Here is a 25,393-nt window from a genome sequence, read left to right on the forward strand (position 1 = left end):
GAAATCCAAAGGGCAGCAACAAGATCAACCGACAGCAAAGGACGGCTGAACCATGACCACCACCCCACTCTCGATCCGCGAACAACTGCTGGCACTGGACGAGCGCTGTTTCGAACAGCCGGCCAGCGACTGGGCCGGTGAGATCGCCCTGCCCGCCGAGCTGGAGCGCTTCTACCGCGAAGTCGGTCCGTGTGACTGCAACCTGGATACCGCCGGCAATCCGTTCTTCATTCCCTCGCTGGCGAAGCTGTGGAAACAGCAGGCCGGCTATCGCTGGCACGGTCTGACCGGTGAGCGGCTGGCGGGGTGGAACGAGGACTGGATCGTGGTGGCGGACCAGGGTGCCGACCCATTCATCCTCGAATGCTCCAGCGGCCGCATCCTCTTCGACCAGCACGGCGGCCCCTGGGACCCCGCGCCGATGTTCGACGATCTGTGGCAGATGACCGCCTGCCTCGCCACCTTCGCCCGGGTGTGGCGCGGAGCGGGCGAGGACATCTTCGCCGAGGATTACAGCGTCAATCCGCTCTACCGCCGCGAGCTGATCGGCGAGCTGGCGCAATTGCTCGGCGACGCCCGCCGCGCGGAGGACCTGGCCGACGAGTTCGGCTGGTAGCGAGCCTTACTGGCTCGCCGGTTCGGCGGCGTCCACTGCTTCTGCTGCATCCGCCGCGCTGGCTTCCACGGCTTCGGGCTCGGGCGATTCATTCTCCACAGCGCGATCGGCATGACGACGATCCGCCGCGCCGGAGCAATCGGCCGTGCCGGACAACTCGCCATCCAGCGCAGCGTGGGTCCAGTTTTCCAGGCGGGTGTACCAGGCCGTGTCCTCGGCGGTCTTCAGCCAGGCGATGGCTTCCGCGTCCTGCTGCTGCGCGGCCTTTTCCAGCCAGAGCCGCGCCTGCAGCTTGTTCATGCCCGCCCCCAGACCGTTCCAGTAGGCCTCACCGGTCTTGAACTGGGCGCGGGCGTTGCCCTTAGTCGCTGCCTTGCAGAACCACTGGAAGGCCTTTTCGCGGCTGGCGGCGTAGCGATCCAGCAGGGCGGCTTCTTCGTCGCTGGCGGCGCCATAGACGCCTTGGGAATCATCGAGGTAGAACCACCCGAGGTTGGTCTCGGCATCCTCACTACCGCCTTTGGCCGCGCGCTCGAACCAGGTGCCGGCCTTGACCCGGTCCTTGTCGACGCCTTCGCCGCCCCAGTAGAGGACGCCCATCTCGTTCTGTGCGCCGGCATCGCCCTGCTCGGCAGCCTTGGCAAACCAGCGCGCTGCTTCGGCCTTGTCCTCGGGGCCGCCGTCGCCATCGCGATAGAGCATGGCCAGCTGGATCTGCGCGCGGGCCAGGCCGGCCTCGGCCGCCTTGCCCCACCATTTGCGCGCACCGGCGTAGTTCTGCTGGTGGTAGAAATAGGCGCCGAAGTCGAACAGTGCCTGCGGCTCGCCCGTGGCGGCGGCCTGCTGCAGGCGGGTGAACTCGGCGAACAGTTCTTCGCCGCGCGGATCACTCTGCTCGGCGCTGGGCGCGTCCTCGCTGAAGTCGGAAGAAGCACCCTCGGCCCAGGCGAAGCTGGGCAAGGCCACGGTGAGAGCGGAGAGGAACAGCCAGCGGCTGAACATAGGGGACGATCCTCATGTCGGTTGAAGCGGTCGGCCTTCCGGGCCGACTCCTTGATGCTGCGGGTGCAGCAAGCCCTCAGATGGACTTGCCGATATCGACGGTGCTGGTGCGCACCAGTTCCACGCCGTCGACCACCATCTTCCACTTCCCGCCATCCTGATAGGGCGGTTTTGACACCTTGAAGCTCGTACCGAACGGGCCGAAGCCCACGGTGAAGCCGTCGGCCTCATAACTCTTGATCGGCGCCTCGATGGACTTCGAGGTGCTGCCCGACAGCCGCTTGTAGACGACACGGCCATCCGTGGTGACCAGCAGGCTCATCTGCGGCGCGGTCCACAAACCCACGTAGGACTTGTGCTCCTGCGGCACCGGTTCGCCACACGCGGCGAGCCACAGTAACAGGCTCAATGCCGCGATCTTCTTCCACATGCCATCCCCTCCTTTGCGTGGGTTTCCCTGGCGGCGGATGCACAAGGCATCCATTGCACGACCAACTTGGCGTTACTATCACGACTCGTCAGCCCCATTCGATCCGTGATGACTATACCCTCCCCGTTCAAACCCGCCTGGTGGCTTCCCGGCCCGCACCTGCAGACACTCTATGGCTCGCTGCTGCGCAAGGCGCCCAGCCTTGAACGCACCCGCGAGCGGCTGTGGCTGGAGGATGGCGACTTCATCGATCTCGACTGGCACGGCCCGCACGAGGCGGATGCGCCGCTGGTGCTGGCACTGCACGGTCTGACTGGCTCGTCGTCGTCGCACTATATCCTCGGTCTGCAGCAACAGCTGGCGGCGCAAGGCTGGGCCAGCGTGGCGCTGAACTGGCGCGGCTGCTCGGGCGAGTCAAACCTGCTGCCGCGCGGCTACCACTCCGGTGTCAGCGAAGACCTCGCCTCGGTGGTCGCCCACGTCCGCGCCAAGCGGCCGATGGCGCCGCTCTATGCGGTGGGCTATTCACTGGGCGGCAACGTGCTGCTCAAGTACCTGGGCGAATCCGCCGAGAGCTGCCCGCTCAAGGGCGCGGTGGCGGTGTCGGTGCCGTTCCGCCTCGACCAGTGCGCCGACCGCATCGGCATCGGTTTCTCCAGGGTCTACCAGGCGCACTTCATGCGCGAGCTGGTGGCCTATGTGCAGACCAAGCGCCAGGCCTTCGCCGCCGGCGGCCACGCGGAAAACCTCGCCGCGCTGGAACGCCTCGGCCCGCTGGACGGCATGCGCACCTTCTGGGACTTCGACGACCGCGTGACCGCGCCGCTGCACGGTTTTGCCGATGTGCACGACTACTATCGGCGCGCCTCCAGCCGCTACTACCTGGGCGGCATCCGCGTGCCGACGCTGATCATCCAGTCCAGCGACGATCCGTTCATCCACGCCCACAGCGTGCCGCAGCTGGACGAGCTGTCCGCCTCGACGCAGATGGAGTTGCTGTCCCATGGCGGCCATGTCGGCTTCATCGGCGGCTCGCCTGGCCGCCCGGATTACTATCTGGAGCGCCGCATCCCGCAGTGGCTGCGCGAACGACGCGAAGCCTGACTGAGCTGGGTCAGCCACTGGGCGCCGGAATGAGGCAGACTGGAACTGCACCAGGAAGGAAACGCCAGGAAGGAGCGCCGCCATGCACGACACGCCGCTGACGATTCTGCACAACGAACCCCTGAGCGATGCACAGTGCGCGGGCATCGCCGCGCTGTACCGCGCCGTGGGCTGGGGCTCACCCGGCACTACTGCGGAGCTGCGCGATCTCTACGAATTCTCCAGCTACTTCCTGCTGGCCGTGGACGGCGAACAGGTGCTCGGCCTGCTGCGCGCGGAAAGCGAAACGGCGCAGACCACGTGGCTGGCGGAAATCGCCGTGCTGCCGGGCTTCCAGTCCCGCGGGATCGGCCTGGCGCTGATGGCGCGCTTCCTCGCCGATCACCCGAACCGCACGCTCTACACCGACGCCACCGAGGGCGTGGAGGAGTTCTTCCTGCGCCACGGCATCGCCCTGCGCCGGCCACGGGTGCCGGGGCCGCGCCAGGTGGATGCTTAACACTTCGAAAGCCCCTCTCCCAATGGGGGAGGGACCGTTCGGCGCAGGATGAAGGCGATCTATCAGCCGGCAGGATCTGCCCCCTCTCCCCTTGGGAGAGGGCTGGGGTGAGGGCCGAAGCCACTCCGAAGTCTCCGCGCTATGCGCAGATCAGTCCTCCAGCGGCACGTACAACCGGTCGAACACCGCTGCCACCGCCTCGCGGAACGGCGGGGCGATGTGCCCGCTTTCCAGCGCCAGCACCTGGTAGATGCCGCGGCGCATCAGCGCTTCGCTGAGGTCATTGGCCACTTCGCGAGTGGTGCACAGGTAGCGCACCCAGGAGGTGAGGATGATCCAGGCGTTGAGGGTCAGGGCTTCGAGCTGGGGCTCGTCCATCTGCAGGATGCCGGCGTCGACGAAGCCGCGGTAGATCGCCTTGGCGTTGTCCATCGCGCGACGGGCGAAGGCGCGGTAACCGGCGGCCAGCTCCGGGTCGGAGTCCAGCAGGTGCTCCAGGTCGCGGTGCAGGAAGCGGTAATGCCACATCGCGGCGAGCAGCGCTTCCAGATAGAAGGTCTTGTCCTCCACCGTCAGCGCGCGTCCCTCGGGCAGGTGCAGGAACTGGTCGACGTGGCTTTCGTACTCGGCGAACAGCTGGGCGATGATCACCTGCTTGTTGCGGTAGTGGTAGTACAGGTTGCCCGGCGAGATGCCCAGGTGCGCAGCGATGTGGTTGGTGGTGACGCTGCGTTCGCCCTGGGCGTTGAACAGCTCCAGGCTGGCCTGGGCGATGCGGTCACGGGTGTTGATGCGTGGTGCCATTGCCAAAACTCGTCGAAGCGGATTGCGCGGACGCAAAGGTACACCGATTGCTACCACCTGACACAACTGGCGGGCCCGCCCAACTTTTCGTTGGCTGGGCCTGGCGGCGCGGAACCGGCATGCTGATTGACACTCTAGAGCAATTGCTCTAAAAAACCAGCGACAGTATAAAAACGCGAGGCATCCGCGATTCCTGTGCGAATCATCGGAGAGCTTCCCCACCCGCTTCCGCCAAGGAGCCCGTCATGGTTGCCGACATCGCCTACCTGCAGCAGACCCAGCAGCAGATCAATCAGCTGGAAACCCTTCTCGAACGCCAGCGCCAGGCGTATCGCGCCAACCCCATGCCCGACGCCGGCCAGCGCATCCAGTGGCTGAAGAGCCTCGCCAACCTGCTGGTGACCGAGCAGAAGGCGATCATCGATGCGATCAACGCCGACTTCAGCAACCGTTCCGCCGACGAGACCCTGCTCGCCGAGGTGATGCCCAGCCTGCACGGCGTACATTACGCGGCCAAGCGCGTGAAGAAGTGGATGAAGCCCTCGCGCCGCTCGGTCGGCATGCAGTTCATGCCGGCCTCGGCCAAGGTCATCTACCAGCCGCTGGGCGTGGTCGGCGTGATCGTGCCGTGGAACTACCCGCTGTTCCTCGCCATCGGCCCGCTGACCGGGGCACTCGCCGCCGGCAACCGGGTGATGATCAAGATGAGCGAATCCACCCCGGAATCCGCTCGCGTGCTGAAAGAGCTGCTGGGCAAGGTGTTCCCCGAGGACCTGGTCGCCGTGGTGCAGGGTGAAGTGGATGTCGGCGTGGCCTTCTCCAAGCTGCCCTTCGACCACCTGCTGTTCACCGGCGCCACCAGCGTCGGCAAGCACGTGATGCGCGCCGCCGCCGAGAACCTCACCCCGGTCACCCTGGAGCTGGGCGGCAAGTCGCCGGCCATCGTTTCCGCCAGCGTGCCGATGAAGGACGCCGCCGAGCGCATCGCCTTCGGCAAGTCGCTCAACGCCGGCCAGACCTGCGTGGCGCCGGACTATGTGCTGGTGCCGCAGAACCGCGTCGACGAGTTCGTCGAGAGCTACCGCGAAGTGGTCCAGGGCTTCTTCCCGAAACTGGAGAACAACCCCGACTACACCGCGATCATCAACGAGCGCCAGCTGTCGCGCCTGAACGGCTACCTGGCCGATGCCCAGGCCCGCGGCGCCACCGTCGTGCCGCTCTACCCGCAGGCCCAGGGCCGCCGCCTGCCGCAGGCGCTGGTGCTGAACGTGACCGACGAGATGAAGATCATGCAGGAAGAGATCTTCGGCCCGCTGCTGCCGGTGATCCCCTACCAGAACCTCGACCAGGCGCTCAGCTACATCAACGAACGCGACCGCCCGCTGGCACTGTACTTCTTCGGCTACGACAAGCGTGAGCAGGACCACGTGCTGGCCCAGACCCATTCGGGCGGCGTGTGCCTGAACGACACCCTGCTGCATGTGGCCCAGGACGACATGCCCTTCGGCGGCGTCGGCCCGTCCGGCATGGGCCACTACCACGGCCACGAAGGCTTCCTGACCTTCTCCAAGGCCAAGGGCGTGTTCAGCAAGCCGCGCTTCAACGCCGCGCGGGTGATCTACCCGCCCTACGGCAAGTCGCTGCAGAAACTGGTCTACAAGCTGTTCATCCGCTGACCGACCCCATCCACCCAAGGTGACATAACAAGAATGACAGACACCTCCCTGAGCGCGCCGGGTCTCTCCCGGCGCGGCGTGCTGAAGATCGGCCTGCTGGGCGGGGCCTTCCTCGCCACGGCGGGCGTGACCGCCAGCCTGAGCGGCTGCTCGGCCAGCACCCCGGCCAGCGGTTTCGCCGTGCTGCGCGACTCCGACCTGCCCTTCCTGCGGGCGCTGATCCCGGTGATGCTGGCCGGCGCGGTGCCCGCCGAGCGCATGGCCGAGGCGGTCAAGGGCACCATCGAAAGCCTGGACAACAGCCTCAACCACCTCTCCCCGGAGATGCTCAAGCTCACCGTGCAGCTGTTCGACGTGCTCGCGCTGCCGATCACCCGCGGGCCGCTCACCGGCATCTGGGGCAGCTGGGACAACGCCAGCGCCGACGACGTGAAGAACTTCCTGCACCGCTGGCAGAACAGCTTCATCTCCCTGCTGAAGATGGGCCACAGCTCGCTGCTGCAACTGGTGATGATGGCCTGGTACGGCCGCGCGGAATCCTGGGGCCACTGCGGCTACCCCGGCCCGCCGAAGATCTGATGTCGCCAGAACAACAAGAATTCGCCTGAGAGATTCCCGATGCCCGTACCTGATCTGTTCGCCGAGGGCCTGGCCCGCGGCTGGAAAGTCCACAACGGCTCGCGCCTGGACAAGGACCTGACCCTGGAAGCCGACGTCGTCATCGTCGGCACTGGCGCCGGTGGCGGCACCACTGCCGAGGCCCTGAGCGCCGCCGGCTACAAGGTGCTGCTGGTGGAAGAAGGCCCGCTCAAGACCAGCACCGACTTCAAGATGCAGGAGTCCGACGCCTACCCCAGCCTGTACCAGGAAGGCATCGGCCGGATGAGCAAGGATGGCGCCATCACCATCCTCCAGGGCCGCGCCGTGGGCGGCACCACCCTGGTCAACTGGACCTCCAGCTTCCGCACTCCCGAGCCGACGCTTGAGCACTGGGCCAAGGAACACGACGTGAAGGGCCACAGCGTCGCCGAGATGGCGCCCTGGTTCGAGAAGATGGAGCAGCGCCTGGGCGTCGCGCCCTGGATCATGCCGCCCAACGCCAACAACGACGTGATCCGCAACGGCTGCGAGAAGCTCGGGCTGCACTGGAAGGTCATCCCGCGCAACGTCCGTGGCTGCTGGAACATCGGCTACTGCGGGATGGGCTGCCCGACCAACGCCAAGCAGTCGATGCTGGTGACCACCATCCCGGCAACCCTGGAGAAAGGCGGCGAGCTGCTCTTCCTCGCCCGCGCCGACCGCCTGCTGCACGACGGCAACAAGGTCAGCGGCCTGGAATGCTCGGCCATGGATGAGCGCTGCGTCGCCCCCACCGGCCGCAAGATCACCATCAAGGCGCGCCACTACGTGCTCTCCGGCGGCGGCATCAACACCCCGGCGATCCTCCTGCGCTCCAAGGCGCCGGACCCGAACGGCCGCGTCGGCCAGCGCACCTTCCTGCACACGGTGAACTTCAGCGCCGCTCTGTTCGACGAGGTCATCAACCCGTTCTACGGCGCGCCGCAGTCGATCTATTCCGACCACTTCCAGTGGGACGACGGCGCCACCGGACGCATGTCCTACAAGCTCGAAGTGCCGCCGCTGCAGCCGGCGCTCAGCGCCACCCTGCTCGGCCGCTTCGGCGAGGACAACGCGCTGCGCATGGAGCAGCTGCCGCACACCAACGTGATCCTGGCGCTGATGCGCGACGGCTTCCACCCGGACAGCGCGGTCGGCTCGGTCAGCCTGCGCGGCGACGACACCCCGGTGCTCGACTACCAGATGACCGACTACACCTGGGACGGCATCCGCCGCGCCTTCCACACCATGGCCGACATCCAGTTCGCCGCTGGCGCCAAGGCGGTGCTACCGCTGCATGCCGACGCCGACTACGTGAAGAGCGCCAAGGAAGCCCACGCGCTGATCGACGGCCTGAGCCTGGAGCTGTACCGCACCCGCCTGGGCAGCGCCCACGTGATGGGCGGTTGCGCCATGGGCGAGGACGCGAAGCAGTCGGTATGCGACAGCCTCGGCCGCCACCACCAGCTGGAGAACCTGTCGATCCACGATGGCTCGCTGTTCCCCACCAGCATCGGCGCCAACCCGCAGCTCTCGGTCTACGGCCTCACCGCGCAACTGGCCGACGCCCTGGCCAAGCGCCTGGGCAAGGCCTGAACCCGCTCCTGTAGGGCGGATACCGCGCCAGCGTTATCCGCCGCGTGCAAGCCGGCGGATAACCCGTTCCGCGTTATCCGCCAAATGGCTTTTCGTAGGAGCGAGCTTGCTCGCGAACCGCCCAACTCCAATGCATCGGGGAAGCACCGTTCGCGAGCAAGCTCGCTCCTACAGGGTAGAAACCGCGGAGAAGCCGGAAATTTGCACGCGCAGCCTCTGGCACGGGGCCTGCGCGTGACCCAGCGGTCCCGCAGCGAAAAAATCCGGTAGTCCGTTTACGGAAGCACTACCAAGGTCGCTTGGCCCCACGGACATGCTGCGTTACCATCCGCCCCGCTATTGCCCAGCCTGCCAACAAGAGCCGACCAGGACGCCGCGATGAATCGAGTGCTGTACCCGGGTACCTTCGACCCCATCACCAAAGGCCATGCCGATCTGGTCGAACGCGCCTCGCGACTGTTCGACCAGGTGATCATTGCCGTCGCCGCCAGCCCCAAGAAGAACCCCCTGTTCCCGCTGGAACAACGAGTGGAGCTGGCCCGCCAGGTCACCTCGCACCTGCCCAATGTGGAAGTCGTCGGCTTCTCCTCGCTGCTCGCGCATTTCGCCAAGGAGCAGAACGCCAACATCCTGCTGCGCGGCCTGCGCGCGGTGTCGGACTTCGAATACGAATTCCAGCTGGCGAACATGAACCGCCAGCTCGCCCCCGACCTGGAAAGCATGTTCCTGACGCCGTCGGAGAAGTACTCCTTCATCTCCTCCACCCTGGTGCGCGAGATCGCGGCGCTGGGCGGCGACATCACCAAGTTCGTCCATCCCGCGGTGGCCAGCGCCCTGGCCGAGCGCTTCAAGCGCTGACCGCCGAGCCGCCAAGGATGGCGGTTTGCGTCTGTTGACTCCCGGTTCGCGTGCACTAAACGCGCCGATACGGCACAATTTCACCATTGTTGCTACCGATCGCCGTGGCTGCCGCCATGGTTGGAGTTGTTCGATGTCCCTGAAAATCACTGACGATTGCATCAACTGCGACGTCTGCGAACCCGAGTGCCCCAATGCCGCGATCTCCCAGGGCGAGGAGATCTACGTCATCGACCCGAACCTGTGCACCGAGTGCGTCGGCCACTACGACGAGCCGCAGTGCCAGCAGGTGTGCCCGGTCGACTGCATTCCCCTCGACGAAAACCGCGTCGAGAGCAAGGAAGAGCTGATGGAGAAGTACAAGAAGCTCACCGGCAAGGCCTGACTTCGCGCGTTTCGACACTTTTTCATTGAGTTCTCACAAACCTGGGGCGTTGTGGATTGTCTATCCTCCACCTTCGCCATTTGGTTTTCCAGCCGGCAGTGCCGGCGGTTCGTGAGATGCCATGTCCCTGTTGAACTCCCGCTCCCGCGCCTCCCTGTTCGGCCTGTGCAGCCTCCTGCTGCTGAGCTTCGCCCTGCACGCCGCGGAACACCCGGCGCAGGCCAGCGTTGCCAGCGCGCATCCGTCGGCCACCGTGGCCGGCCTGGAAACCCTCGCCGACGGCGGTAACGCCTTCGACGCCGCCGTGGCCATCGCCGCCGCGCTGGCGGTAGCCGAACCCTACGGTTCGGGCCTGGGCGGCGGTGGCTTCTTCCTGCTGCGCAAGGCCGGCAGCCCGCCGACCTATCACTTCATCGACGCCCGCGAGCGCGCGCCGCTGGCCGCCCACGCGCGGATGTACGAGCGCAACGGCAAGGTCGACCCACAGCTGTCGCTCAACGGCCCGCTGGCCGCCGGTATCCCCGGCCTGCCCGCCGCCCTGGCGGACATCAGCAGCCGCTACGGCCGCAAGACCCTGGCCAACAACCTGGTGCCGGCGATCCGCCTGGCCACCGATGGCGTGTCCATCGACCGCGTCTACATCGACCGCGCCTCCTGGCGCCTCGACGCCATGCGCAAGGACCGCGAGACCGCGCGCATCTTCCTCGACCAGGGCAACCTGCCCGAGGAATACAGCCTGATGCGCCAGCCGCAGCTGGCCAATACCCTGGAGAAGCTGGCGCGCTATGGCCGCATCGGCTTCTACGAAGGCGAGACCGCGCAGAAGCTGGTGGACGGCGTGCGCGCCGCCGGCGGCGTATGGAGCCTGGAAGACCTCGCCAGCTACCGCACCGTCGAACGCCAGGCACTGCGCTACCCGCTGGCGGACGGCCGCGAACTGATCAGCGCGCCGCCGCCCTCCGCCGGCGGCGTGGCCCTGGCGCAGAGCCTGGGCATGCTGCAGCAGCTGCCGTGGCAGAAGGCCGAGCCGGTGCAGCGCGCGCATTACGTAGTGGAAGTGCTGCGCCGCGCCTACCGCGACCGTGGCCTGCTGGGCGACCCGGACCGCGTCGCCAACCCGGTCAGCCAACTGCTGGCGCCCGACTACCTGAAGCGCCTGGCCGCCGGCATCGACCCGCAGCGCGCCACCCCCAGCTCCGCGCTGCCGCCGGCCCCGGCCTGGCGTGAAGGCGACCACACCACCCACTTCGTGGTGATGGACGCCGACGGCAACGCCGTGGCTGCCACCCTCTCGGTCAACCTGCCGTTCGGCGCGGCCTTCACCGTGCCGGGCACCGGCGTGCTGCTCAACGACGAGATGGACGACTTCGCCACCGACGTCAGCGGCGCCAACGCCTACCAGTTGGCCGGCAGCCAGGCCAACGCCGTGGCCGCCGGCAAGCGCCCGCTGTCGAGCATGAGCCCGAGCTTCATCGAAAGCCCCACTGAGCTGGCCGCCTTCGGCACGCCCGGCGGCAGTCGGATTCCCAGCATGGTGCTGCTGGCGATGCTCGATTACCTGGACGGCAAGCCGGTGCAGCGCTGGGTGTCCTCGCCGCGCTATCACCACCAGTACCTGCCCGACGTGATCGAGCACGAACCGCGTGCCTTCATGGCCGGTGAAATGGCCGACCTGCAGCGCCGCGGCTACACGCTCAAGGACGTCGGCCGCGCCTACGGCAACCAGCAGGTGCTGCTGTGGAACAAGAAATCCGGCGAGGTACAGTCGGCCAGCGACCCGCGCGGCATCGGTCTGGCCACCGAGCTGGCGGCGCCGCTCAAGTAATCAGGGCAGGATGAGCGGCGACGCGTCGTCGCCGTGGGGCTCGAACAGGCCGTGCTCGGTGCCCAGCTGCAGCACGTTGCGCAGGCTCTGGATGATCCGGCTGACGTAGCCCAGGTCGTTCATCAGCGAGCTCATCTGCAGGCCGTCCAGCTCCTGGCGGCGCACGGCGGCGAACAGGCGCTGGCGGAAGGCCGCATCGAACTCCGCGGCGCTCTCGTCGAGCAGTTGCAGGCGCGCGGCCAGCGCTTCTTCCGGTAGCTCGCCACCGAGCAGCGAACCCAGCGCACGCACTTCCCGCAGCATGCCAATCAGGTGCCGGCGCAGCTCGACGTAGGTGTCGCGTAGTGCCGAAGGCTCGCCCTGCAGCGCCTGGCCGAGGTTCTTCTGCAGGTGTTTGGCATCCTTTACCGCGTCCACCAGTTGCAGCGCCACCACCTGGCAGGACAGCCAGAAGCGCTGGTGCTCCTCGTCCAGCGGCACCTCCAGGCGGCCCATGAAGCTCAGCAGGTCGCCGTACACGCCCTTGATGTGGCGCTGGTAGAGCACGTCCGCGCCGAGGGCGTGACGGTCCGGGGCGGCCTGCAGCTGGCCCTCGTCGATGCGCGGCTGGTTGAGCATGTCCACCGGCAGGTACAGCGCGTGGCAGATCACCTCGATACTCAGCCGGCCCAGGTGACGCAGCTCCTGCAGCACCGCGCTGGCGGCAGCGTCGGCGGAGTCCAGCGCACGTTCGTTGAGATAGCGCGCATGGGTGCGCTCGATGGTCGGCAGGGCCGGCGCCATGTCGGTGATCAGCACCGCCGGCTCCTCCACCTCCGGCAGCCAGCGCACCAGCGCCTTGGCCAGCGCGCCCTGGATCGGCCAGAACAGCACCACGCCCATGCCGTTGAACAGGGTGTGGAACAGCGCCAGCTGGATCATCGGGTTGTCCGCCAGCCCCACCGGCGCCACCAGCCAGTGCACCAGCCAGGTCAGCGGCGCGAGCAGGAGGAACGCCAGCACCCCGGTGACCACGTTGAACAGCACATGCGCCAGCGCCAGCCGCTGCCCGCTGCGATTGCCGCCCAGGGAGCCGACGAAGGCCGTGGTGACGCTGCTGCCGACGTTGGAGCCGATGGCGATCGCCAGGCTCTGGCCCAGCTCCAGCTGGCCGCCGGCCAGCGCCGCGAGGGTCAGCATCAGCGTGGCGTGGCTGGACTGCAGCACCACGGTGATGAGGATGCCGAAAGTGACGAACAGCAGCGCGCCGAGCATGCCTTCGGAGCGCAGGTCGCTCATGTCCATGGCATCGCCGAAGCTGCCGAAGCCGTCCTTGATCTGGTCGATGCCGAGGAAGATGAAGGCGATGCCCAGCAGGATGCGCCCGGCGGCCTTGCTCTTGGCGCCGTTGAAGCCCATCAGCACGCCGAACACCAGCAGCGGCAGCGCCAGGGGGCTGAGGCTGAGATTCTGCCCGGCCAGCGCCAGCAGCCAGATGCCACTGGTGGCGCCCAGGTTGGCGCCGAAGAGGATGGCGATACCGCCCGCCAGCTGAATCAGCCCGGTGCTGATGAAGGCGATGGTGAGCAGGGAAACCAGGGTCGAGGACTGCAGCAGAAAGGTGCCGAAGAGGCCGAACAACAGGCTCTTGCCGCGGGTCGCGGTGCTCTTCTCCAGCCAGCGTTCGAGCTGGCTGCYGGCAAGATCGCGCAGGCCCTCTTCCAGGCACTGCATGCCGAACAGGAACAGCGCCAGGCCCGCTCCCAACTGCAGCAGGCCGGCGCTGGACCAGAAGGTGTAGCCAAGGACGCCGGCGACCAGCAGCAGAAGCAGCGGACGCAGGTGCTTCTTCAAGCCGCTCAGGTTCATGGGCTACCCGTGGAAGTCACACGTCAGGGCGAGCTGGCGAGGCGGCCGCGCCGCCCGGCCGATCAGTCCTTCTTGTAGCCGCTGGTGGTGCAGCCCAGGCAGCGCACGAAGGCGGCCTTGCCCGGATCGACGACCAGCGCCTGGCCCGCTTCCTTGATGTTGCCACCGGCCGCACTGAACGGCAGGGTCACCACGAAGGCCGCGGTCCCCACCACGGTCGCGGCGATCAGCAGCGGGCGGGCGAAGATCAGGTCGCCCATCATCGCGTAGGCCGGCGGGGCCTCGACGGTGTACATCGGGTCACCGCTGGCAGTGCTCACCGCGTCCTGGGCGACAGCCGGCAGAACCGAAAGCCCACAGGTCAGTGCCATTGCAGTGGCGGTGGTGCGGAACAGGTTCATGGAAGGAAGTCCTTTATTGGTGTAGTTGGGCAGGCAGACTGCCATAACTATAACAGCGCTCCATGACTTGTCGCGTGACAGCCTTCAATCGCCGAGGAATGCGTATTCGGGCTTTTTCGGTACAAAAGGCTGGTAGAAGGCCAGCATCCGTTGCAGGTCGGCGGCCTCGTCGCCAGTGGGCCAGAAAGCCTCGCCGATGACGATGCGCCGTCCGGGGTAGTCCAGCGCCGCCAACACGATGGGCACGCCCGCGCCGCGGGCGATGTGGTAGAAGCCCATTTTCCAGCGCTCGACCTTCCGCCGCGTGCCTTCCGGGGAGAGGATCAGCATCATCTCGGGGTTGTCACGGAAGGCCTGGATCGCCTGGTCCACGGTATTCAGCTTGAGGTGGCGCTGGATCGGGATGCCGCCCCAGCGTCGCAGCAGGCCACCGAAAGGCGCGCGGAAAATGGTGTGCTTGCCGAACCAGCGGGCGTTCAGGCGCAGCACGAACTTCACCGCGAGAAACAGCACGAAATCCCAGTTGGAGGTGTGGTGCGCGCCGATCACCACGAACTTGTCGAGCTTGGGCAGCGCGCCCTCGATGCGCCAGCCGGCGACGCGCAGCATGGCGTGGCCGAGCGCCTCGGCGAAAGGATTGCGGGGCAGATAATTGCCGGACATGGATCACCTGACGGCCCCTCTGCGGGAGCCATTGTTGTTATGGCGAAGATGGTGTTGGGCGGATTGCCGGCGGCAGCTTAGGGCCGCCGCCGGTCTTCAGCGTTGGCAGCGCGGACAGTAGACGCTGGCGCGCTGGCCGAGGCGGACGTCGCGCAGGGTCGTACCGCAGACCTTGCACGGCTCGCCGCCGCGCCCATAGGCGAAGAGTTCCTGCTGGAAGTAGCCGGGCTGGCCGTCGCCACCGACGAAATCGCGCAGCGTGGTGCCGCCACGTTCGATGGCGATGGCGAGGATGCGTTTGATCTCCTGGGCGAGCTTCACGTAGCGCGCCCGCGAGATGGTCCCGGCCTCGCGGCGCGGGTCGATGCCGGCGGCGAACAGCGCCTCGGTGGCGTAGATGTTGCCCACCCCGACCACCACCGCGTTGTCCATGATGAAGGGCTTCACCGCCATGCTGCGGTTGCGCGCCAGCTGGAACAGGCGCTCGCCCTCGAATGCGTCGGTCAGCGGTTCCGGACCCAGGTTGCGCAGCAGCTCGTGCTCCAGCGGCGTCAGGCTCCAGAGCAGCGCGCCGAAGCGGCGCGGGTCGGTGTAGCGCAGCGCCATGCCCGAATCCAGCTCGATGTCCACGTGCTCGTGACGCGCCGCCGGCGTGCCGCATTCCACCAGGCGCAGGTTGCCGGACATGCCCAGGTGACTGATCAGCGTGCCCACCTCGGCATTGAGCAGCAGGTACTTGGCGCGCCGCTCCACCTTGACGATGCGCTGCCCGGACAGGCGCACGTCGAGGTCCTCCGGAATCGGCCAGCGCAGGCGGCGCTCACGGACGATCACGCGGCTGACGCGCTGGCCTTCGAGGTGGGGCGCGATGCCCCGGCGGGTGGTTTCGACTTCAGGTAATTCAGGCATGGATCACGGTATCTGAGGTGCTTTCTGTAGGAGCGAGCTTGCTCGCGAACGGGTCAACCGGCAACACCGGCATCAAGGGTGTTCGCGAGCAAGCTCGCTCCTACAGTGAGATGGGATCAGTCGAGCGTGCGGGCCAGCTGGATCAGGTCCTCGCGCCAGGCAGCCGCCTTGGGCAGCGCCAGGAAGGACTGGTTGAGCAGGCTCTCGCGCGCCTCGTAGGTGAAGGGCTCGCCCTGCACATCCAGCACTTCGCCACCGGCACCTTCGAGCACGCCCTGGGCCGCAGCGGTATCCCACTGGGAGGTCGGCGCCAGGCGCGGGTAGCAGTCCGCCGAGCCTTCGGCGAGCAGGCAGAACTTCAGCGAGCTGCCGATGCTGGCCAGGTTCAGGTCGCCGAAGCGCTGTGCGAGACCGGCCAGCAGCTTTTCCTGCTGCGGGCTGGAGTGGCGCTTGCTGGCCACCACGGTGAAGATGTCGTCCGGCTCGGTACGCACTTCGATGGCCTCGGGCTCGCCGCCGCGATCTTCACACCAGGCCCCCAGGCCGGCGCCGCCGTAGTAGCAACGGCCGCTGGCGGGAATCCCGACCACGCCGAAGACCACCCGGCCACGTTCGATCAGCGCGACGTTGACGGTGAATTCGTCGCTGCCGGAGATGAACTCCTTGGTGCCGTCCAGCGGGTCCACCAGCCACCAGCGGGTCCACTGCGCGCGCTGCTCCAGCGGGATGTCGCAATCTTCTTCGGAGAGCACCGGCACGTCTGGCGCCAGCGCGCGCAGGCCATCGGCCAGCACCCGGTGGGCGGCCAGGTCGGCGGCGGTGACCGGCGATTCGTCGGCCTTGCTCTGTACGTCCAGGTCACCCTGCCAGAACGGCAGGATCGCGTCGCCCGCCTGGTGGACCAGGTCGATCACGGCAGGCAGAAAGGCATTCATCACGGCTGGAAATCCCCTCGTTGGGTCAGCAGGTCACGCACCAGGTAGAGCGCCGCCAGGGCGCGTCCTTCGCTGAACTGCGCATGCTGGGCGAGGCTGGAAAGCTCGCGCAGGTTGATCTTGTCCACCCGCATCGGCTCGGGCTCGTCGCCGGGCAGGCTTTCTTCGTAGAGGTCGCGCGCCAGCACCACCTGGATGCGCTGGCTCATATAGCCGGGCGACAGCGACAGTTCGGTGATGTGCTCCAGCTGATGGGCGCCGTAGCCGGCCTCCTCCTTCAGCTCGCGGTTGGCGGCGTCGAGGATGTCCTCGCCCGGCTCGACCAGGCCCTTGGGCAGCGACAGCTGGTACTCGTCGACCCCGGCGCAGTATTCCTCCACCAGCACGGCGTGCTCGGCATCGAGCATGGCGATCACCATCACCGCGCCGTAGCCCTGCCCCTTGCCCACCAGGCGCTCGTAGGTACGCTCGACGCCATTGGAGAAGCGCAGCTGCAGCTCCTCGACGGCGAACAGCCGGCTTCGGGCAACGATCTCTCGGGCGAGGACCGTGGGTTTCTCACGCATGGGGCAACTCCTGGGGGTGGCCGGGTCGGCTATGATAACCCGCCTTTCCCGATTCTCCGTGTCGGATGTTGCGCCGGGGCCGCCACGGCCCGCTGCATTTGCGACACCCTGTTGCCGAGCTCCGCATGCCCCGCCTGCCCTGGAACCAGATCGACACCGTGCTCCTCGACATGGACGGCACCCTGCTCGACCTGCATTTCGACAACCACTTCTGGCTCGAACACCTGCCCCGGCGCTATGCCGAGCACCACGGCATCAGCCGCGCCCAGGCCGACGCCGAGCTGCTGCCGCTGTTCCGCGACAACGCAGGCCTGCTCAACTGGTATTGCCTGGACTTCTGGAGCCGCGAGCTGAAGCTGTCGATCATGGACCTCAAGCACGAGGTCGCCGACCTGATTGCCCTGCGCCCGGACGCCGACTGGTTCCTCGCGCAACTGCGCCGCCTGGGCAAGCGTGCGGTGCTGATCACCAACGCGCACCGCGATTCGCTGTCGCTGAAGATGCAGCGGGTGGAGCTGGCGCCCTGGTTCGACCGGCTGATCAGCTCCCACGACTACGGCTTCCCCAAGGAAGACCAGCAGTTCTGGCACGCGCTGCAGACGGATGTCGGCTTCGATCCGGCGCGCAGCCTGTTCATCGACGACAGCCTGCCGATCCTGCGCGCGGCGCGGACCTTTGGTATCGGCGAGTTGCTGGCAGTGCGCCATCCGGATAGCCGCCAGGGGCCGAAGGACACTGAGGAATTCGCCGCCGTGGAAGACTATCGGGCGCTGCTCGAAGGCCTCTGATTTTCAGCGGGCCGGCTTTACACCATGCAGCTTTACACCAAGCAGAAGCAGCGAGCCCGGCGCTGGGCCGGGCTCGTCGACTTCCTGATGCAAAAACCGCTTATTCCGGAATCCGCAGCACCTGGCCGGGGTAGATCTTGTCCGGATGGCTGAGCATCGGCTTGTTCGCCTCGAAAATCTTCATGTAGGCGTTGGCGTTGCCGTACTCGGCCTTGGCAATGGCGCTCAGGGTGTCGCCCTTCTTCACGGTAACGAAACGCGCTTCGGCGACCGGAGCCGCGGACGCTGCCACGGTGATGTGGTCTTCCACGCCGGAAACACCGGCGACGTTGCCCAGGGCCAGCAGGATCTTTTCCTTCTCTTCCTGGCTCGCCACTTCACCGCTGGCGATCACCTTGTCGCCCTCGACACTGACCTGGATGTTCGGGTTGCCCAGGCCAACATTGGCCACGTGCTCCTTGAGCGACTCGGCGGCCTTGGCCTCATTGCCCACGATGCTGTCCCACAGCTTCTCGCCGGCTTCCTTCACGAACGCGAAAATGCCCATTTTCAACCTCCCTACGGTTACAGTGACAGGCGGCCGCATTGGGCAGACCGCGCGCCCCTGGAGTCTAGACGGCAGCTTCCGCCGCGCCTGACGGAAATGTCCTAATCCTCCCGCTAACCGACAGAACGTTCCGGAGCCTCCCCCGCCGATGGACATCAAGCAGCTGAAATTCCTCTGCGCCCTGGACGAAACGCGACACTTCGGCCAGGCGGCGGCGCGCTGCCATGTCACCCAGCCAACGCTGTCCATGCGACTGCGCAGCCTGGAGGAAGAGCTGGGGCTGGAGCTGGTGCGCCGCGGCCAGCGTTTCGAAGGCTTCACCGAAGCCGGCGAACGCGTGCTGGCCTGGGCCCGCAGCCTGCTGGCGGCCCACGACGGGCTTTATGCGGAAGCCGCCGCCTGCCGCGGCCAGCTGGTTGGCACCTTGCGCCTGGGGTTGGTGCCCCTGGCAGGCTTCGACCCGATGCAGCTGATCGAGCTGTTCGCCCAGCGTCACCCGGAACTGCGTTTCCAGCTGTTCGCCCTGAGTTCGGAGAACATTCTCGAAGGCCTCGGCCGCAACCAGCTGGACCTCGGCCTGTCCTACCTGGACCGCATCGATCGCGAGCACTTCGAGGGCCTGGAGCTGGCCGCCACGCGCATGGGCCTGCTGCACGACCGCCGGCACTTCCAGATAGACAGCCCGAGCCTGAGCTGGGATGCCCTGGTGGAACTGCCGCTGGGCCTGCTCTCGGCCGGCATGCACTTTCGCCAGTCCATCGACCACGGTTTCCGCAGCCGCGGCCTGACGCCCCAGCCGCGCCTGGAGACGGACGCCGTGCACCAACTGCTGCAGGCCGTCGAGCGCGGCCTGTGCTGCGCGATCATGCCGCTGGGTAGCGGGCTGGACTCCCAGGGCGAGCATTTCGTCCTCACGCCCATCGACGACGCCCGCACACTCTCGCCGCTGGGCCTCATCCAGCGCCGCAGCGAGCCGCGTTCGGCGCTGGCCGAAGCCTGCTTCCGCGAAGCAGCCGCTCTGCTGGGCGCCTCGCCGGCCGACCGATAAACGCCATCTATCACTACATCGACAGCACCCATTAGACGCTCCCCCTGCATCGGCCTAGGCTGGCCCTATTACTAGAACCACAGGGCTCAGCCCATGCCTTGCCTGATCGCCCGCCCGGCTCCCGCCGATGTCCGGGCTGCCGTCGTGCCTGCCGACGGCTATGCCTATGCCGAACTCACTTCGCTGAGCGACACCGGTCGCGCCGCGCTGGCCGACGAGGTCGCCCTGGCCATCGCCTACAACGGTCTCAGCCAGGCGGTGATGATGGTCTCGCCCGGCGACCTGGAAGACTTCGTCCACGGCTTCAGCCTCGGCGCCGGCCTCGTCGAGTCCATCGACGATATCTATGACATCCGCCTCACACCCCACGGCGACGCTATCGCCGCCGAAGTGCAGGTGAGCAGCCGCGCCTTCTGGAACCTCAAGCAGCAGCGCCGTCAGCTGGCCGGCAACACCGGCTGCGGCCTGTGCGGCGTCGAGGCGCTGGACCAGGCGTTGCCGAGCCTGCCGCTGCTGCCCGGCGCCGCGCTGCCGCCGGCCAGCCACCTGTTCGACCTGCGCGACCGCATCGACGCCGCCCAGCAGATCGCCCGCCGCAGCGGTGCGGTGCATGCCGCGCTGTTCGTCGACGGCGACGGCGAAATCCGCCTGTGCCGCGAGGACATCGGCCGGCACAACGCGCTGGACAAGCTGGTCGGCGCCCTCAAGCGCCAGCGCCTGGACCTGCGCGAGGGCTTCGCCGTGGTCACCAGCCGCTGCAGCCTGGAACTTATCCACAAGGCCGTGCGCGCCGGCCTGCCGACCCTGGTCAGCCTGTCCGCGCCCACCGCCCTCACCGTGCAGTGGGCCCGCGAGCACAACCTGAACCTGATCCACCTGCCCCATCGCAATGCGCCCCGGGTCTACAGCCCGGCGCCACAAGCCGTCTGACAGAGAGCCGCCCATGAGCCTGCAACAGGAAAACCCCCGCTACCAACCCTACAAGGGTGCCGCCGCCGGCTGGGGCGCACTGATCAGCGTCACGCGCTTCTGGCTGGACAGCAAACAGCCGTTCAAGAACCTCCGTGCGCTGCTCAAGACCAACCAGAACGGCGGTTTCGACTGCCCCGGCTGCGCCTGGGGCGACTCCCCCGAAGACGGCCGGGTGAAGTTCTGCGAGAACGGCGCCAAGGCGGTGAACTGGGAAGCCACCAAGCGCCGCGTCGACGCGCCCTTCTTCGCCCGCCACAGCGTCACTTCGCTGCGCCAGCAGAGCGACTACTGGCTCGAATACCAGGGCCGGCTGACCGAGCCGATGCGCTATGACCCGGCCACCGACCGCTACCTGCCGATCGACTGGGACGACGCCTTCGCCCTCATCGCCCAGCACCTGAACAGCCTGGAAAGCCCCGACCAGGCCGAGTTCTACACCTCCGGCCGGGCCAGCAATGAGGCGGCCTACCTCTACCAGCTGTTCGTCCGCGCCTTCGGCACCAACAACTTCCCCGACTGCTCGAACATGTGCCACGAGGCCAGCGGCGTGGCCCTGGGCCAGAGCGTCGGCGTCGGCAAGGGCACCGTGACCTTCGCCGACTTCGAGCACTCGGATGCGATCTTCGTCTTCGGCCAGAACCCCGGCACCAACCACCCGCGCATGCTCGAACCGCTGCGCGAGGCGGTTAAGCGCGGCGCCCAGGTAGTCGCCTTCAACCCGCTCAAGGAGCGCGGCCTGGAACGCTTCCAGCACCCGCAGCACGCGCTGGAAATGCTCACCAACGGCTCCGAGCCGCTGAACACCGCATTCTTCCGCCCGGCGCTGGGCGGCGACATGGCCGCCGTGCGCGGCATCGCCAAGTTCCTCCTGCAGTGGGAGCGCGAGGCCCAGGCCAAGGGCGAGCCGGCGGTGTTCGACCATGAGTTCATCGCCGAACACACCCAGGGCGTCGACGGCTACCTGGCGCAACTGGACGCCACCAGCTGGGAACACATCGTCCAGCAGTCGGGCCTGAGCCTTGAGGAAATCGAACAGGCGGCGCTGATGTACCGCCGCGCCGAGCGGGTGATCGTCTGCTGGGCCATGGGCATCACCCAGCACCACCATTCGGTGCCGACCATCCAGGAAATCGTCGCCCTGCAACTGCTGCGCGGCAACCTCGGGCGCCCTGGCGCCGGCCTCTGCCCGGTACGCGGCCACAGCAACGTGCAGGGCGACCGCACCATGGGTATCAACGACCGCCCGCCGGTGGCCCTGCTGGATTCCCTGGAGAAGCGTTTCGGCTTCAAGGTGCCGCGCGACAACGGCCACAACACCGTCGAAGCCATCAACGCGATGCTCAAGGGCGAGGCCACGGTCTTCATCGGCCTGGGCGGCAACTTCGCCCAGGCCACCCCGGACAGCCCGCGCACCCACCGTGCCCTGGAAAACTGCCAGCTGACCGTACAGATCAGCACCAAGCTCAACCGCAGCCATCTCACTGTCGGCGGCGACGCGCTGATCCTGCCCTGCCTGGGCCGCACCGACATCGACCGCCAGGCCGAAGGCGCGCAGGCGATCACCGTGGAAGATTCCTTCAGCATGATCCACGCGTCCTTCGGCCAGCTGGAGCCGTCGTCCAAGCAGATGCGCTCGGAGCCGGCGATCATCGCCGGCATCGCCAAGGCCACCCTGGGCAACCACCCGGTGGACTGGGACGCGATGATCGCCAACTACGACCGCATCCGCGACCTGATTGCCGACACCATCCCCGGCTTCACCGACTTCAACCGCCGCGTCGCGCACCCGGGTGGCTTCTACCTGGGCAACCCCGCCGGCGCGCGGCGCTGGAACACCGCTACCGGCAAGGCCAACTTCCACCACCACCCGCTGCCGGCCGACCTGGTCCACGAGAAGATCCGCAAGTCCGGCCAGGAACCGCACCTGATCCTGCAGACCCTGCGCTCCCACGACCAGTACAACACCACCATCTACGGCCTCGACGACCGCTACCGCGGCGTGCGCGGCCAGCGCGAGGTGGTCTTCGCCAACGAGGCGGACATCCGCCGCCTGGGCTTCGAGCCGGGCGAGAAGGTGGACATGCTGTCGCTCTGGGACGATGGCGTGGAGCGCCGCGTACACGGCTTCACCCTGCTGGCCTTCGACATCCCCGCCGGCCAGGCCGCCGCCTATTACCCGGAAACCAACCCGCTGGTGCCGCTGGAAAGCCACGGCGTCGGCAGCCACACGCCGACCTCCAAGTTCGTCGCCATCCGCTTCGAGAAAGCTCGCCCGAGCCAGCGGATCGCCTGACGCCCTCTCGCGGCGCTCCGCCCGGGGCGCCGCCGTCCGTTTCCGTTCGCGAGCAAATTCGCTCCTACGAAGAGCGCGCGCGGCTTTCTGTAGGAGCGAGCTTGCTCGCGAAGCTTTTCTGCAGACGCGAAAATGCCGCGTCCTGAGAAAAATCCGCAAGACACAGATCAAGTAGGAAGAGGCTGAAAGGTAAACTCGGAAGGGCCGGAGCTCATTTCGTGAAAAGCCATCATTTCAATGGCATTTTGTGAGATAGGCACGCTAAAATCGGAACCCCGGAATAACACTCAGACCGCCCTAAATCGAAAAAGTTCTGACCATAAATCAATTACTTGCATTCTTTGATGAAAGTCGTGTTACTCGTCGGAAGTACCTTGTCAGAGCCTTCGCACAAACAGAGGATCGCCACCAACATCCCCACAGAGAGATCCTCTCTATGAAGTACTCCTCGATGCTCCTGTTGTCCCTTGCGCTGGTCGGTGGTACTGCCTTCGCGGACGGCGACACCCGTGCCGGCGTCGGTGGCGCCCTGGGCGGGGTATTGGGTTCAGTAGTCGGCGACGCAGTCGGCGGCAGCACCGGCGCAGCCATCGGCAGCGGCCTGGGTGGCGCAGCCGGCGGCGCAGTCGGCGCCCGCCACGGCAACAAGACCGAAGCCGCCATCGGCGGTGGCCTGGGCGCGGCCGGTGGCCAGGTGCTGGGCAACAAGATGGGCGGCACCACGGGCGGCCTGATCGGCGCGGCCCTGGGCGGCGGCGCAGGCGGCGCACTGGGCAACCATTACGCCGACAACAACCGCGACGACGATGACGACCGCAATTATCGCCGCGCACGCTACGACGACCGCCGTCACTATGACCGTCGCCACTACGACCGCCGCTGGCACGACAACGGTCGTCACCGTGGCTGGTACAAGCACAAACACCATCATCGCGACTGGGATTGATCCAGGGCATAGCGCCGTTGATCCATTGATCCGCACGTCGACCGTCAGCCGGGCAGTGATTGCCCGGCTGTTTTGTGTGCAGGACAATTTCCTCATCTATCTCCTACATTCAGGTTCGCAACATGCGTAAGACTCTTTCTGTTCTGGCACTGGCCCTGCTGGCCAGCCACGCCGTGGCCGACGACACCAAGACCGCCATCGGCGGCGGTGTAGGCGGCGCCCTCGGCAACGTGGTCGGCGGCGCCCTGGGCGGCTCCACCGGTGCGGCCATCGGCGCCGGCGTAGGCGGCGCAGCGGGCGGCGCGATGGGCGCGAAGAACGGCAACAAGACCGAGGCAGCTATCGGCGGCGGCCTGGGTGCAGCCGGCGGCTCGGTGATCGGCAACAAGGTCGGTGGCTCCACCGGCGGCGCCATCGGCGCAGGCCTGGGCGGTGCGGCCGGCGGTGCGCTGGGCAACCACCTGGCGGGCGACAAGGACGACGACCACCACAGCGGCAGCAGCCATCACAAGGGCAAGGGCCACTACAAGCACAAACACAAGCATCACGACGACTGACAGATGCGCGTGTGAAAAAGCCCGCCAATTGGCGGGCTTTTAGTTCAGCAGCCGAGTATCAGGCACAAGCTGGCAGAACAGCCAGCAGGGCACTCAGCTCGGCCGGCGGGCGCCGCTCGATGCGCCAGTACTCGCCACCATCCTCGGTGCGCGCCAGCCAGCCGCCATCGACCAGCGCCCGGCGCAGCAGCAGGTGGTCGCCGAGCACTTCCTGGGCTTGCAGGCGCTGGTTGATCGCCTTCTCGCTCCAGCGCTCACGCACCGGCAGCCGCGACCACAGCACCCACAAACAGGCTTCGCGGTGGCTGTGCTTCTTCGGCCAGCGCTGCAGGCAACCGGCGTCATCGAAGTAACGCCGCCACTGCTCGACGCGGCGAAAATCCACCACCTCGGCCGGCTGCGGCTCGCGCACCAGGCGCGCCTCGGCCTCATGACTGGCGCGCAGCGCTTGATAATTACGAAAGCCCACCGCACGGGCGAGCAGGTTGAGCATCTCGACATGGCCGGGACGTTCGGACGATTCGTCGAGCTGGCGCGCCAGCGATTTCGCCAGGGCGGAGATGTCGGGGGCGTGATAGGGCAAGCGTTGCCTGGACACAGTGCAATCCTCGTTGCGTGCCAAGACCTCGCGGAGAGGTTACCGGGGGTCGCCGAATTCCGATGCGGCACAGAAGAGAGTGTGTCGGATCATCAAAGGTGCGGGGAACCGCGCGGCAGGTTTAGCGCTCTCCATACGGAGGCGGCGACGCCTGGGTGAACTGCCGACCGGCCGCCAGCATAGGCCCGGCGGACCATCCGGGACAAGCCCCGAGCCATTTCGCCGGTCTGGTATAGGCTTGGCGGACAGGGACCATCGATCACAAGGAGCCTTTTCGTGAAAGCTGTCGCCGTGGCCGGACTGCTGCTCTCGCTTGGCGCCGTACAGGCGGCGAACGCGGGGGATTGGCAGGTCTGCCAGCTGGAAGTCGAGATCATCGGCACGCTGAAACTCCCCGTGCGCGGACTGCAGGGCCGCGTCGAGTCGTCCAAGCCACGTTCCGCGGGCACCGATTGCCCGGCCAAGGGCGAGCTGATCGCCTTCGAACCCGAAAGCGCCGACTGGCAAAGCCGCATCCCGCGCAAACATTGGCCTGCATCGGGACAGCGGGTGTGGATGCGCTACCAGTACCTGGACGGCATCTGCAAGGGTGATGGAAACGAACGGCCGTGTCGGATCGAGCATTATCCGATGGGGTGGTGAGGCGTAGTCCATTTCGCCTGAGATCGTACGAATTGCCGGCGCAATCCGGCCCTGCGCGGGCGTTGTACATCGGCATCTTCTGGCCAGGGCGGAATCCATCCGCGATGGATTTCGCGGACAAGGTCCGCTCTTACGGGGAATTCCGTGCCATGCGGTTCGCGAGCAAGGACTAGGCGTCCCCCTCGGTCCTACGAAGAGCCCCGCCATCGGCTCTGGCTCTGGCTCTGGCTCTGGCTCTGGCTCTGGCTCTGGCTCTGGCTCCGCAAG

At 66.9% G+C, this 25,393-nt stretch carries 27 protein-coding genes; 16 read left to right on the plus strand and 11 right to left on the minus strand.

The features are described from left to right. Nucleotides 1-52: 52 nt before the first annotated feature. Nucleotides 53-616 (plus strand): hypothetical protein, encoded by a 564-nt coding sequence (locus QO207_RS10160; protein ID WP_301532307.1) that lies wholly within the window; start codon nucleotides 53-55, stop codon nucleotides 614-616. A 6-nt stretch (nucleotides 617-622) separates the two neighbouring features. Here the strand turns inward: QO207_RS10160 and QO207_RS10165 are convergent, their stop codons facing one another. Both QO207_RS10165 and QO207_RS10170 read right to left on the minus strand, forming a co-directional pair. After that, nucleotides 623-1,618 (minus strand): tetratricopeptide repeat protein, encoded by a 996-nt coding sequence (locus tag QO207_RS10165; protein ID WP_301532308.1) that lies wholly within the window; start codon nucleotides 1,616-1,618, stop codon nucleotides 623-625. A 76-nt stretch (nucleotides 1,619-1,694) separates the two neighbouring features. Beyond that, on the minus strand, nucleotides 1,695-2,048 hold the full coding sequence (locus QO207_RS10170; RefSeq protein ID WP_301532309.1) for a hypothetical protein: 354 nt from the start codon (nucleotides 2,046-2,048) through the stop codon (nucleotides 1,695-1,697). 108 nt (nucleotides 2,049-2,156) lie between these two features. Between QO207_RS10170 and QO207_RS10175 the strand changes: the two genes are divergently transcribed. Together QO207_RS10175 and QO207_RS10180 are read left to right on the plus strand one after the other, a co-directional pair. After that, nucleotides 2,157-3,152: a hydrolase gene (locus QO207_RS10175; RefSeq protein ID WP_301532310.1), complete on the plus strand. Its 996-nt coding sequence runs from the start codon at nucleotides 2,157-2,159 to the stop codon at nucleotides 3,150-3,152. A gap of 82 nt (nucleotides 3,153-3,234) precedes the next feature. Then, on the plus strand, nucleotides 3,235-3,651 hold the full coding sequence (locus QO207_RS10180) for a GNAT family N-acetyltransferase (protein WP_192432254.1): 417 nt from the start codon (nucleotides 3,235-3,237) through the stop codon (nucleotides 3,649-3,651). Nucleotides 3,652-3,801: 150 nt separating this feature from the next. Here QO207_RS10180 and QO207_RS10185 read toward each other — a convergent pair whose 3' ends face one another. Beyond that, nucleotides 3,802-4,455: a TetR/AcrR family transcriptional regulator gene (locus QO207_RS10185; RefSeq protein ID WP_301532311.1), complete on the minus strand. Its 654-nt coding sequence runs from the start codon at nucleotides 4,453-4,455 to the stop codon at nucleotides 3,802-3,804. A gap of 245 nt (nucleotides 4,456-4,700) precedes the next feature. Between QO207_RS10185 and QO207_RS10190 the strand changes: the two genes are divergently transcribed. The 6 genes from QO207_RS10190 (at nucleotide 4,701) to QO207_RS10215 (ending at nucleotide 11,413) form a co-directional block, all read left to right on the plus strand. Continuing rightward, nucleotides 4,701-6,131, plus strand: a complete 1,431-nt coding sequence (locus QO207_RS10190) for a coniferyl aldehyde dehydrogenase (protein WP_301532312.1) — start codon at nucleotides 4,701-4,703, stop codon at nucleotides 6,129-6,131. Between the two features lie 33 nt (nucleotides 6,132-6,164). Beyond that, nucleotides 6,165-6,710: a twin-arginine translocation pathway signal protein gene (locus QO207_RS10195; RefSeq protein ID WP_301532313.1), complete on the plus strand. Its 546-nt coding sequence runs from the start codon at nucleotides 6,165-6,167 to the stop codon at nucleotides 6,708-6,710. A 39-nt stretch (nucleotides 6,711-6,749) separates the two neighbouring features. Further along, nucleotides 6,750-8,345, plus strand: coding sequence for a GMC family oxidoreductase (locus QO207_RS10200; protein ID WP_301532314.1), 1,596 nt, complete (start codon nucleotides 6,750-6,752; stop codon nucleotides 8,343-8,345). Nucleotides 8,346-8,723: 378 nt separating this feature from the next. Further along, on the plus strand, nucleotides 8,724-9,203 hold the full coding sequence (coaD, locus tag QO207_RS10205) for a pantetheine-phosphate adenylyltransferase (protein WP_184590535.1): 480 nt from the start codon (nucleotides 8,724-8,726) through the stop codon (nucleotides 9,201-9,203). Between the two features lie 133 nt (nucleotides 9,204-9,336). Further along, a complete protein-coding gene (locus QO207_RS10210; RefSeq protein WP_301532315.1) occupies nucleotides 9,337-9,588 on the plus strand; it encodes a YfhL family 4Fe-4S dicluster ferredoxin in 252 nt (83 codons plus the stop codon). A gap of 121 nt (nucleotides 9,589-9,709) precedes the next feature. Then, nucleotides 9,710-11,413, plus strand: coding sequence for a gamma-glutamyltransferase family protein (locus QO207_RS10215; RefSeq protein WP_301532316.1), 1,704 nt, complete (start codon nucleotides 9,710-9,712; stop codon nucleotides 11,411-11,413). Here the strand turns inward: QO207_RS10215 and QO207_RS10220 are convergent, their stop codons facing one another. From QO207_RS10220 to nudE, 6 genes are all read right to left on the minus strand, one after another. After that, nucleotides 11,414-13,261 (minus strand): Na/Pi cotransporter family protein, encoded by a 1,848-nt coding sequence (locus tag QO207_RS10220; protein ID WP_301532317.1) that lies wholly within the window; start codon nucleotides 13,259-13,261, stop codon nucleotides 11,414-11,416. Nucleotides 13,262-13,323: 62 nt separating this feature from the next. Then, nucleotides 13,324-13,662 carry a multidrug transporter gene (locus tag QO207_RS10225; RefSeq protein ID WP_301532318.1) on the minus strand — a complete coding sequence of 113 codons (339 nt, stop codon included), beginning with the start codon at nucleotides 13,660-13,662 and terminating at the stop codon, nucleotides 13,324-13,326. A gap of 84 nt (nucleotides 13,663-13,746) precedes the next feature. Then, nucleotides 13,747-14,325: a lysophospholipid acyltransferase family protein gene (locus QO207_RS10230; protein WP_301532319.1), complete on the minus strand. Its 579-nt coding sequence runs from the start codon at nucleotides 14,323-14,325 to the stop codon at nucleotides 13,747-13,749. 96 nt (nucleotides 14,326-14,421) lie between these two features. Beyond that, the gene (gene mutM / locus QO207_RS10235; RefSeq protein ID WP_301532320.1) at nucleotides 14,422-15,234 is read right to left on the minus strand and encodes a bifunctional DNA-formamidopyrimidine glycosylase/DNA-(apurinic or apyrimidinic site) lyase; all 813 of its coding nucleotides are present in this window, start codon (nucleotides 15,232-15,234) and stop codon (nucleotides 14,422-14,424) included. Nucleotides 15,235-15,350: 116 nt separating this feature from the next. Beyond that, a complete protein-coding gene (cysQ, locus tag QO207_RS10240; RefSeq protein WP_301532321.1) occupies nucleotides 15,351-16,169 on the minus strand; it encodes a 3'(2'),5'-bisphosphate nucleotidase CysQ in 819 nt (272 codons plus the stop codon). After that, nucleotides 16,169-16,735, minus strand: coding sequence for an ADP compounds hydrolase NudE (gene nudE / locus QO207_RS10245; RefSeq protein ID WP_301532322.1), 567 nt, complete (start codon nucleotides 16,733-16,735; stop codon nucleotides 16,169-16,171). The genes cysQ and nudE overlap by 1 nt, the downstream gene beginning before the upstream one ends. 125 nt (nucleotides 16,736-16,860) lie before the next feature. On the opposite strand from nudE, the gene yrfG reads away from it, so the two are divergent. Continuing rightward, nucleotides 16,861-17,523 (plus strand): GMP/IMP nucleotidase, encoded by a 663-nt coding sequence (gene yrfG, locus QO207_RS10250; RefSeq protein ID WP_301532323.1) that lies wholly within the window; start codon nucleotides 16,861-16,863, stop codon nucleotides 17,521-17,523. 100 nt (nucleotides 17,524-17,623) lie between these two features. Here yrfG and lysM read toward each other — a convergent pair whose 3' ends face one another. Then, on the minus strand, nucleotides 17,624-18,070 hold the full coding sequence (gene lysM, locus QO207_RS10255; protein WP_301532324.1) for a peptidoglycan-binding protein LysM: 447 nt from the start codon (nucleotides 18,068-18,070) through the stop codon (nucleotides 17,624-17,626). 148 nt (nucleotides 18,071-18,218) lie between these two features. On the opposite strand from lysM, the gene QO207_RS10260 reads away from it, so the two are divergent. From QO207_RS10260 to QO207_RS10280, 5 genes are all read left to right on the plus strand, one after another. Then, nucleotides 18,219-19,118 carry a LysR family transcriptional regulator gene (locus QO207_RS10260; RefSeq protein ID WP_301532325.1) on the plus strand — a complete coding sequence of 300 codons (900 nt, stop codon included), beginning with the start codon at nucleotides 18,219-18,221 and terminating at the stop codon, nucleotides 19,116-19,118. Nucleotides 19,119-19,211: 93 nt separating this feature from the next. Continuing rightward, nucleotides 19,212-20,048 carry a formate dehydrogenase accessory sulfurtransferase FdhD gene (fdhD, locus tag QO207_RS10265; protein ID WP_301532326.1) on the plus strand — a complete coding sequence of 279 codons (837 nt, stop codon included), beginning with the start codon at nucleotides 19,212-19,214 and terminating at the stop codon, nucleotides 20,046-20,048. Between the two features lie 13 nt (nucleotides 20,049-20,061). Then, nucleotides 20,062-22,383 carry an FdhF/YdeP family oxidoreductase gene (locus tag QO207_RS10270; RefSeq protein WP_301532327.1) on the plus strand — a complete coding sequence of 774 codons (2,322 nt, stop codon included), beginning with the start codon at nucleotides 20,062-20,064 and terminating at the stop codon, nucleotides 22,381-22,383. A 436-nt stretch (nucleotides 22,384-22,819) separates the two neighbouring features. Beyond that, nucleotides 22,820-23,329, plus strand: coding sequence for a hypothetical protein (locus QO207_RS10275; protein ID WP_301532328.1), 510 nt, complete (start codon nucleotides 22,820-22,822; stop codon nucleotides 23,327-23,329). Between the two features lie 122 nt (nucleotides 23,330-23,451). Next, nucleotides 23,452-23,886 (plus strand): hypothetical protein, encoded by a 435-nt coding sequence (locus QO207_RS10280; RefSeq protein ID WP_301532329.1) that lies wholly within the window; start codon nucleotides 23,452-23,454, stop codon nucleotides 23,884-23,886. A gap of 58 nt (nucleotides 23,887-23,944) precedes the next feature. Here QO207_RS10280 and QO207_RS10285 read toward each other — a convergent pair whose 3' ends face one another. Continuing rightward, nucleotides 23,945-24,484 carry a DUF2087 domain-containing protein gene (locus QO207_RS10285; RefSeq protein ID WP_301532330.1) on the minus strand — a complete coding sequence of 180 codons (540 nt, stop codon included), beginning with the start codon at nucleotides 24,482-24,484 and terminating at the stop codon, nucleotides 23,945-23,947. 276 nt (nucleotides 24,485-24,760) lie between these two features. Between QO207_RS10285 and QO207_RS10290 the strand changes: the two genes are divergently transcribed. Then, nucleotides 24,761-25,126 (plus strand): hypothetical protein, encoded by a 366-nt coding sequence (locus tag QO207_RS10290; protein ID WP_301532331.1) that lies wholly within the window; start codon nucleotides 24,761-24,763, stop codon nucleotides 25,124-25,126. Nucleotides 25,127-25,393 lie beyond the last annotated feature (267 nt).

Source organism: Pseudomonas sp. CAN1, from assembly GCF_030462585.1.
Taxonomy (GTDB): domain Bacteria; phylum Pseudomonadota; class Gammaproteobacteria; order Pseudomonadales; family Pseudomonadaceae; genus Pseudomonas.

Bases quoted from the DNA above. Each gene is read 5' to 3' on its own strand.
- QO207_RS10200 (WP_301532314.1), top strand. From the start codon at position 6,750: ATGCCCGTACCTGATCTGTTCGCCGAGGGCCTGGCCCGCGGCTGGAAA.
- QO207_RS10225 (WP_301532318.1), bottom strand. From the start codon at position 13,662: ATGAACCTGTTCCGCACCACCGCCACTGCAATGGCACTGACCTGTGGG.
- QO207_RS10180 (WP_192432254.1), top strand. From the start codon at position 3,235: ATGCACGACACGCCGCTGACGATTCTGCACAACGAACCCCTGAGCGAT.
- QO207_RS10170 (WP_301532309.1), bottom strand. From the start codon at position 2,048: ATGTGGAAGAAGATCGCGGCATTGAGCCTGTTACTGTGGCTCGCCGCG.
- lysM (WP_301532324.1), bottom strand. From the start codon at position 18,070: ATGGGCATTTTCGCGTTCGTGAAGGAAGCCGGCGAGAAGCTGTGGGAC.
- QO207_RS10210 (WP_301532315.1), top strand. From the start codon at position 9,337: ATGTCCCTGAAAATCACTGACGATTGCATCAACTGCGACGTCTGCGAA.
- QO207_RS10160 (WP_301532307.1), top strand. From the start codon at position 53: ATGACCACCACCCCACTCTCGATCCGCGAACAACTGCTGGCACTGGAC.
- cysQ (WP_301532321.1), bottom strand. From the start codon at position 16,169: ATGAATGCCTTTCTGCCTGCCGTGATCGACCTGGTCCACCAGGCGGGC.
- coaD (WP_184590535.1), top strand. From the start codon at position 8,724: ATGAATCGAGTGCTGTACCCGGGTACCTTCGACCCCATCACCAAAGGC.
- QO207_RS10165 (WP_301532308.1), bottom strand. From the start codon at position 1,618: ATGTTCAGCCGCTGGCTGTTCCTCTCCGCTCTCACCGTGGCCTTGCCC.
- yrfG (WP_301532323.1), top strand. From the start codon at position 16,861: ATGCCCCGCCTGCCCTGGAACCAGATCGACACCGTGCTCCTCGACATG.
- fdhD (WP_301532326.1), top strand. From the start codon at position 19,212: ATGCCTTGCCTGATCGCCCGCCCGGCTCCCGCCGATGTCCGGGCTGCC.
- nudE (WP_301532322.1), bottom strand. From the start codon at position 16,735: ATGCGTGAGAAACCCACGGTCCTCGCCCGAGAGATCGTTGCCCGAAGC.
- mutM (WP_301532320.1), bottom strand. From the start codon at position 15,234: ATGCCTGAATTACCTGAAGTCGAAACCACCCGCCGGGGCATCGCGCCC.
- QO207_RS10190 (WP_301532312.1), top strand. From the start codon at position 4,701: ATGGTTGCCGACATCGCCTACCTGCAGCAGACCCAGCAGCAGATCAAT.
- QO207_RS10275 (WP_301532328.1), top strand. From the start codon at position 22,820: ATGAAGTACTCCTCGATGCTCCTGTTGTCCCTTGCGCTGGTCGGTGGT.
- QO207_RS10215 (WP_301532316.1), top strand. From the start codon at position 9,710: ATGTCCCTGTTGAACTCCCGCTCCCGCGCCTCCCTGTTCGGCCTGTGC.
- QO207_RS10230 (WP_301532319.1), bottom strand. From the start codon at position 14,325: ATGTCCGGCAATTATCTGCCCCGCAATCCTTTCGCCGAGGCGCTCGGC.
- QO207_RS10280 (WP_301532329.1), top strand. From the start codon at position 23,452: ATGCGTAAGACTCTTTCTGTTCTGGCACTGGCCCTGCTGGCCAGCCAC.
- QO207_RS10175 (WP_301532310.1), top strand. From the start codon at position 2,157: ATGACTATACCCTCCCCGTTCAAACCCGCCTGGTGGCTTCCCGGCCCG.
- QO207_RS10260 (WP_301532325.1), top strand. From the start codon at position 18,219: ATGGACATCAAGCAGCTGAAATTCCTCTGCGCCCTGGACGAAACGCGA.
- QO207_RS10270 (WP_301532327.1), top strand. From the start codon at position 20,062: ATGAGCCTGCAACAGGAAAACCCCCGCTACCAACCCTACAAGGGTGCC.
- QO207_RS10195 (WP_301532313.1), top strand. From the start codon at position 6,165: ATGACAGACACCTCCCTGAGCGCGCCGGGTCTCTCCCGGCGCGGCGTG.
- QO207_RS10185 (WP_301532311.1), bottom strand. From the start codon at position 4,455: ATGGCACCACGCATCAACACCCGTGACCGCATCGCCCAGGCCAGCCTG.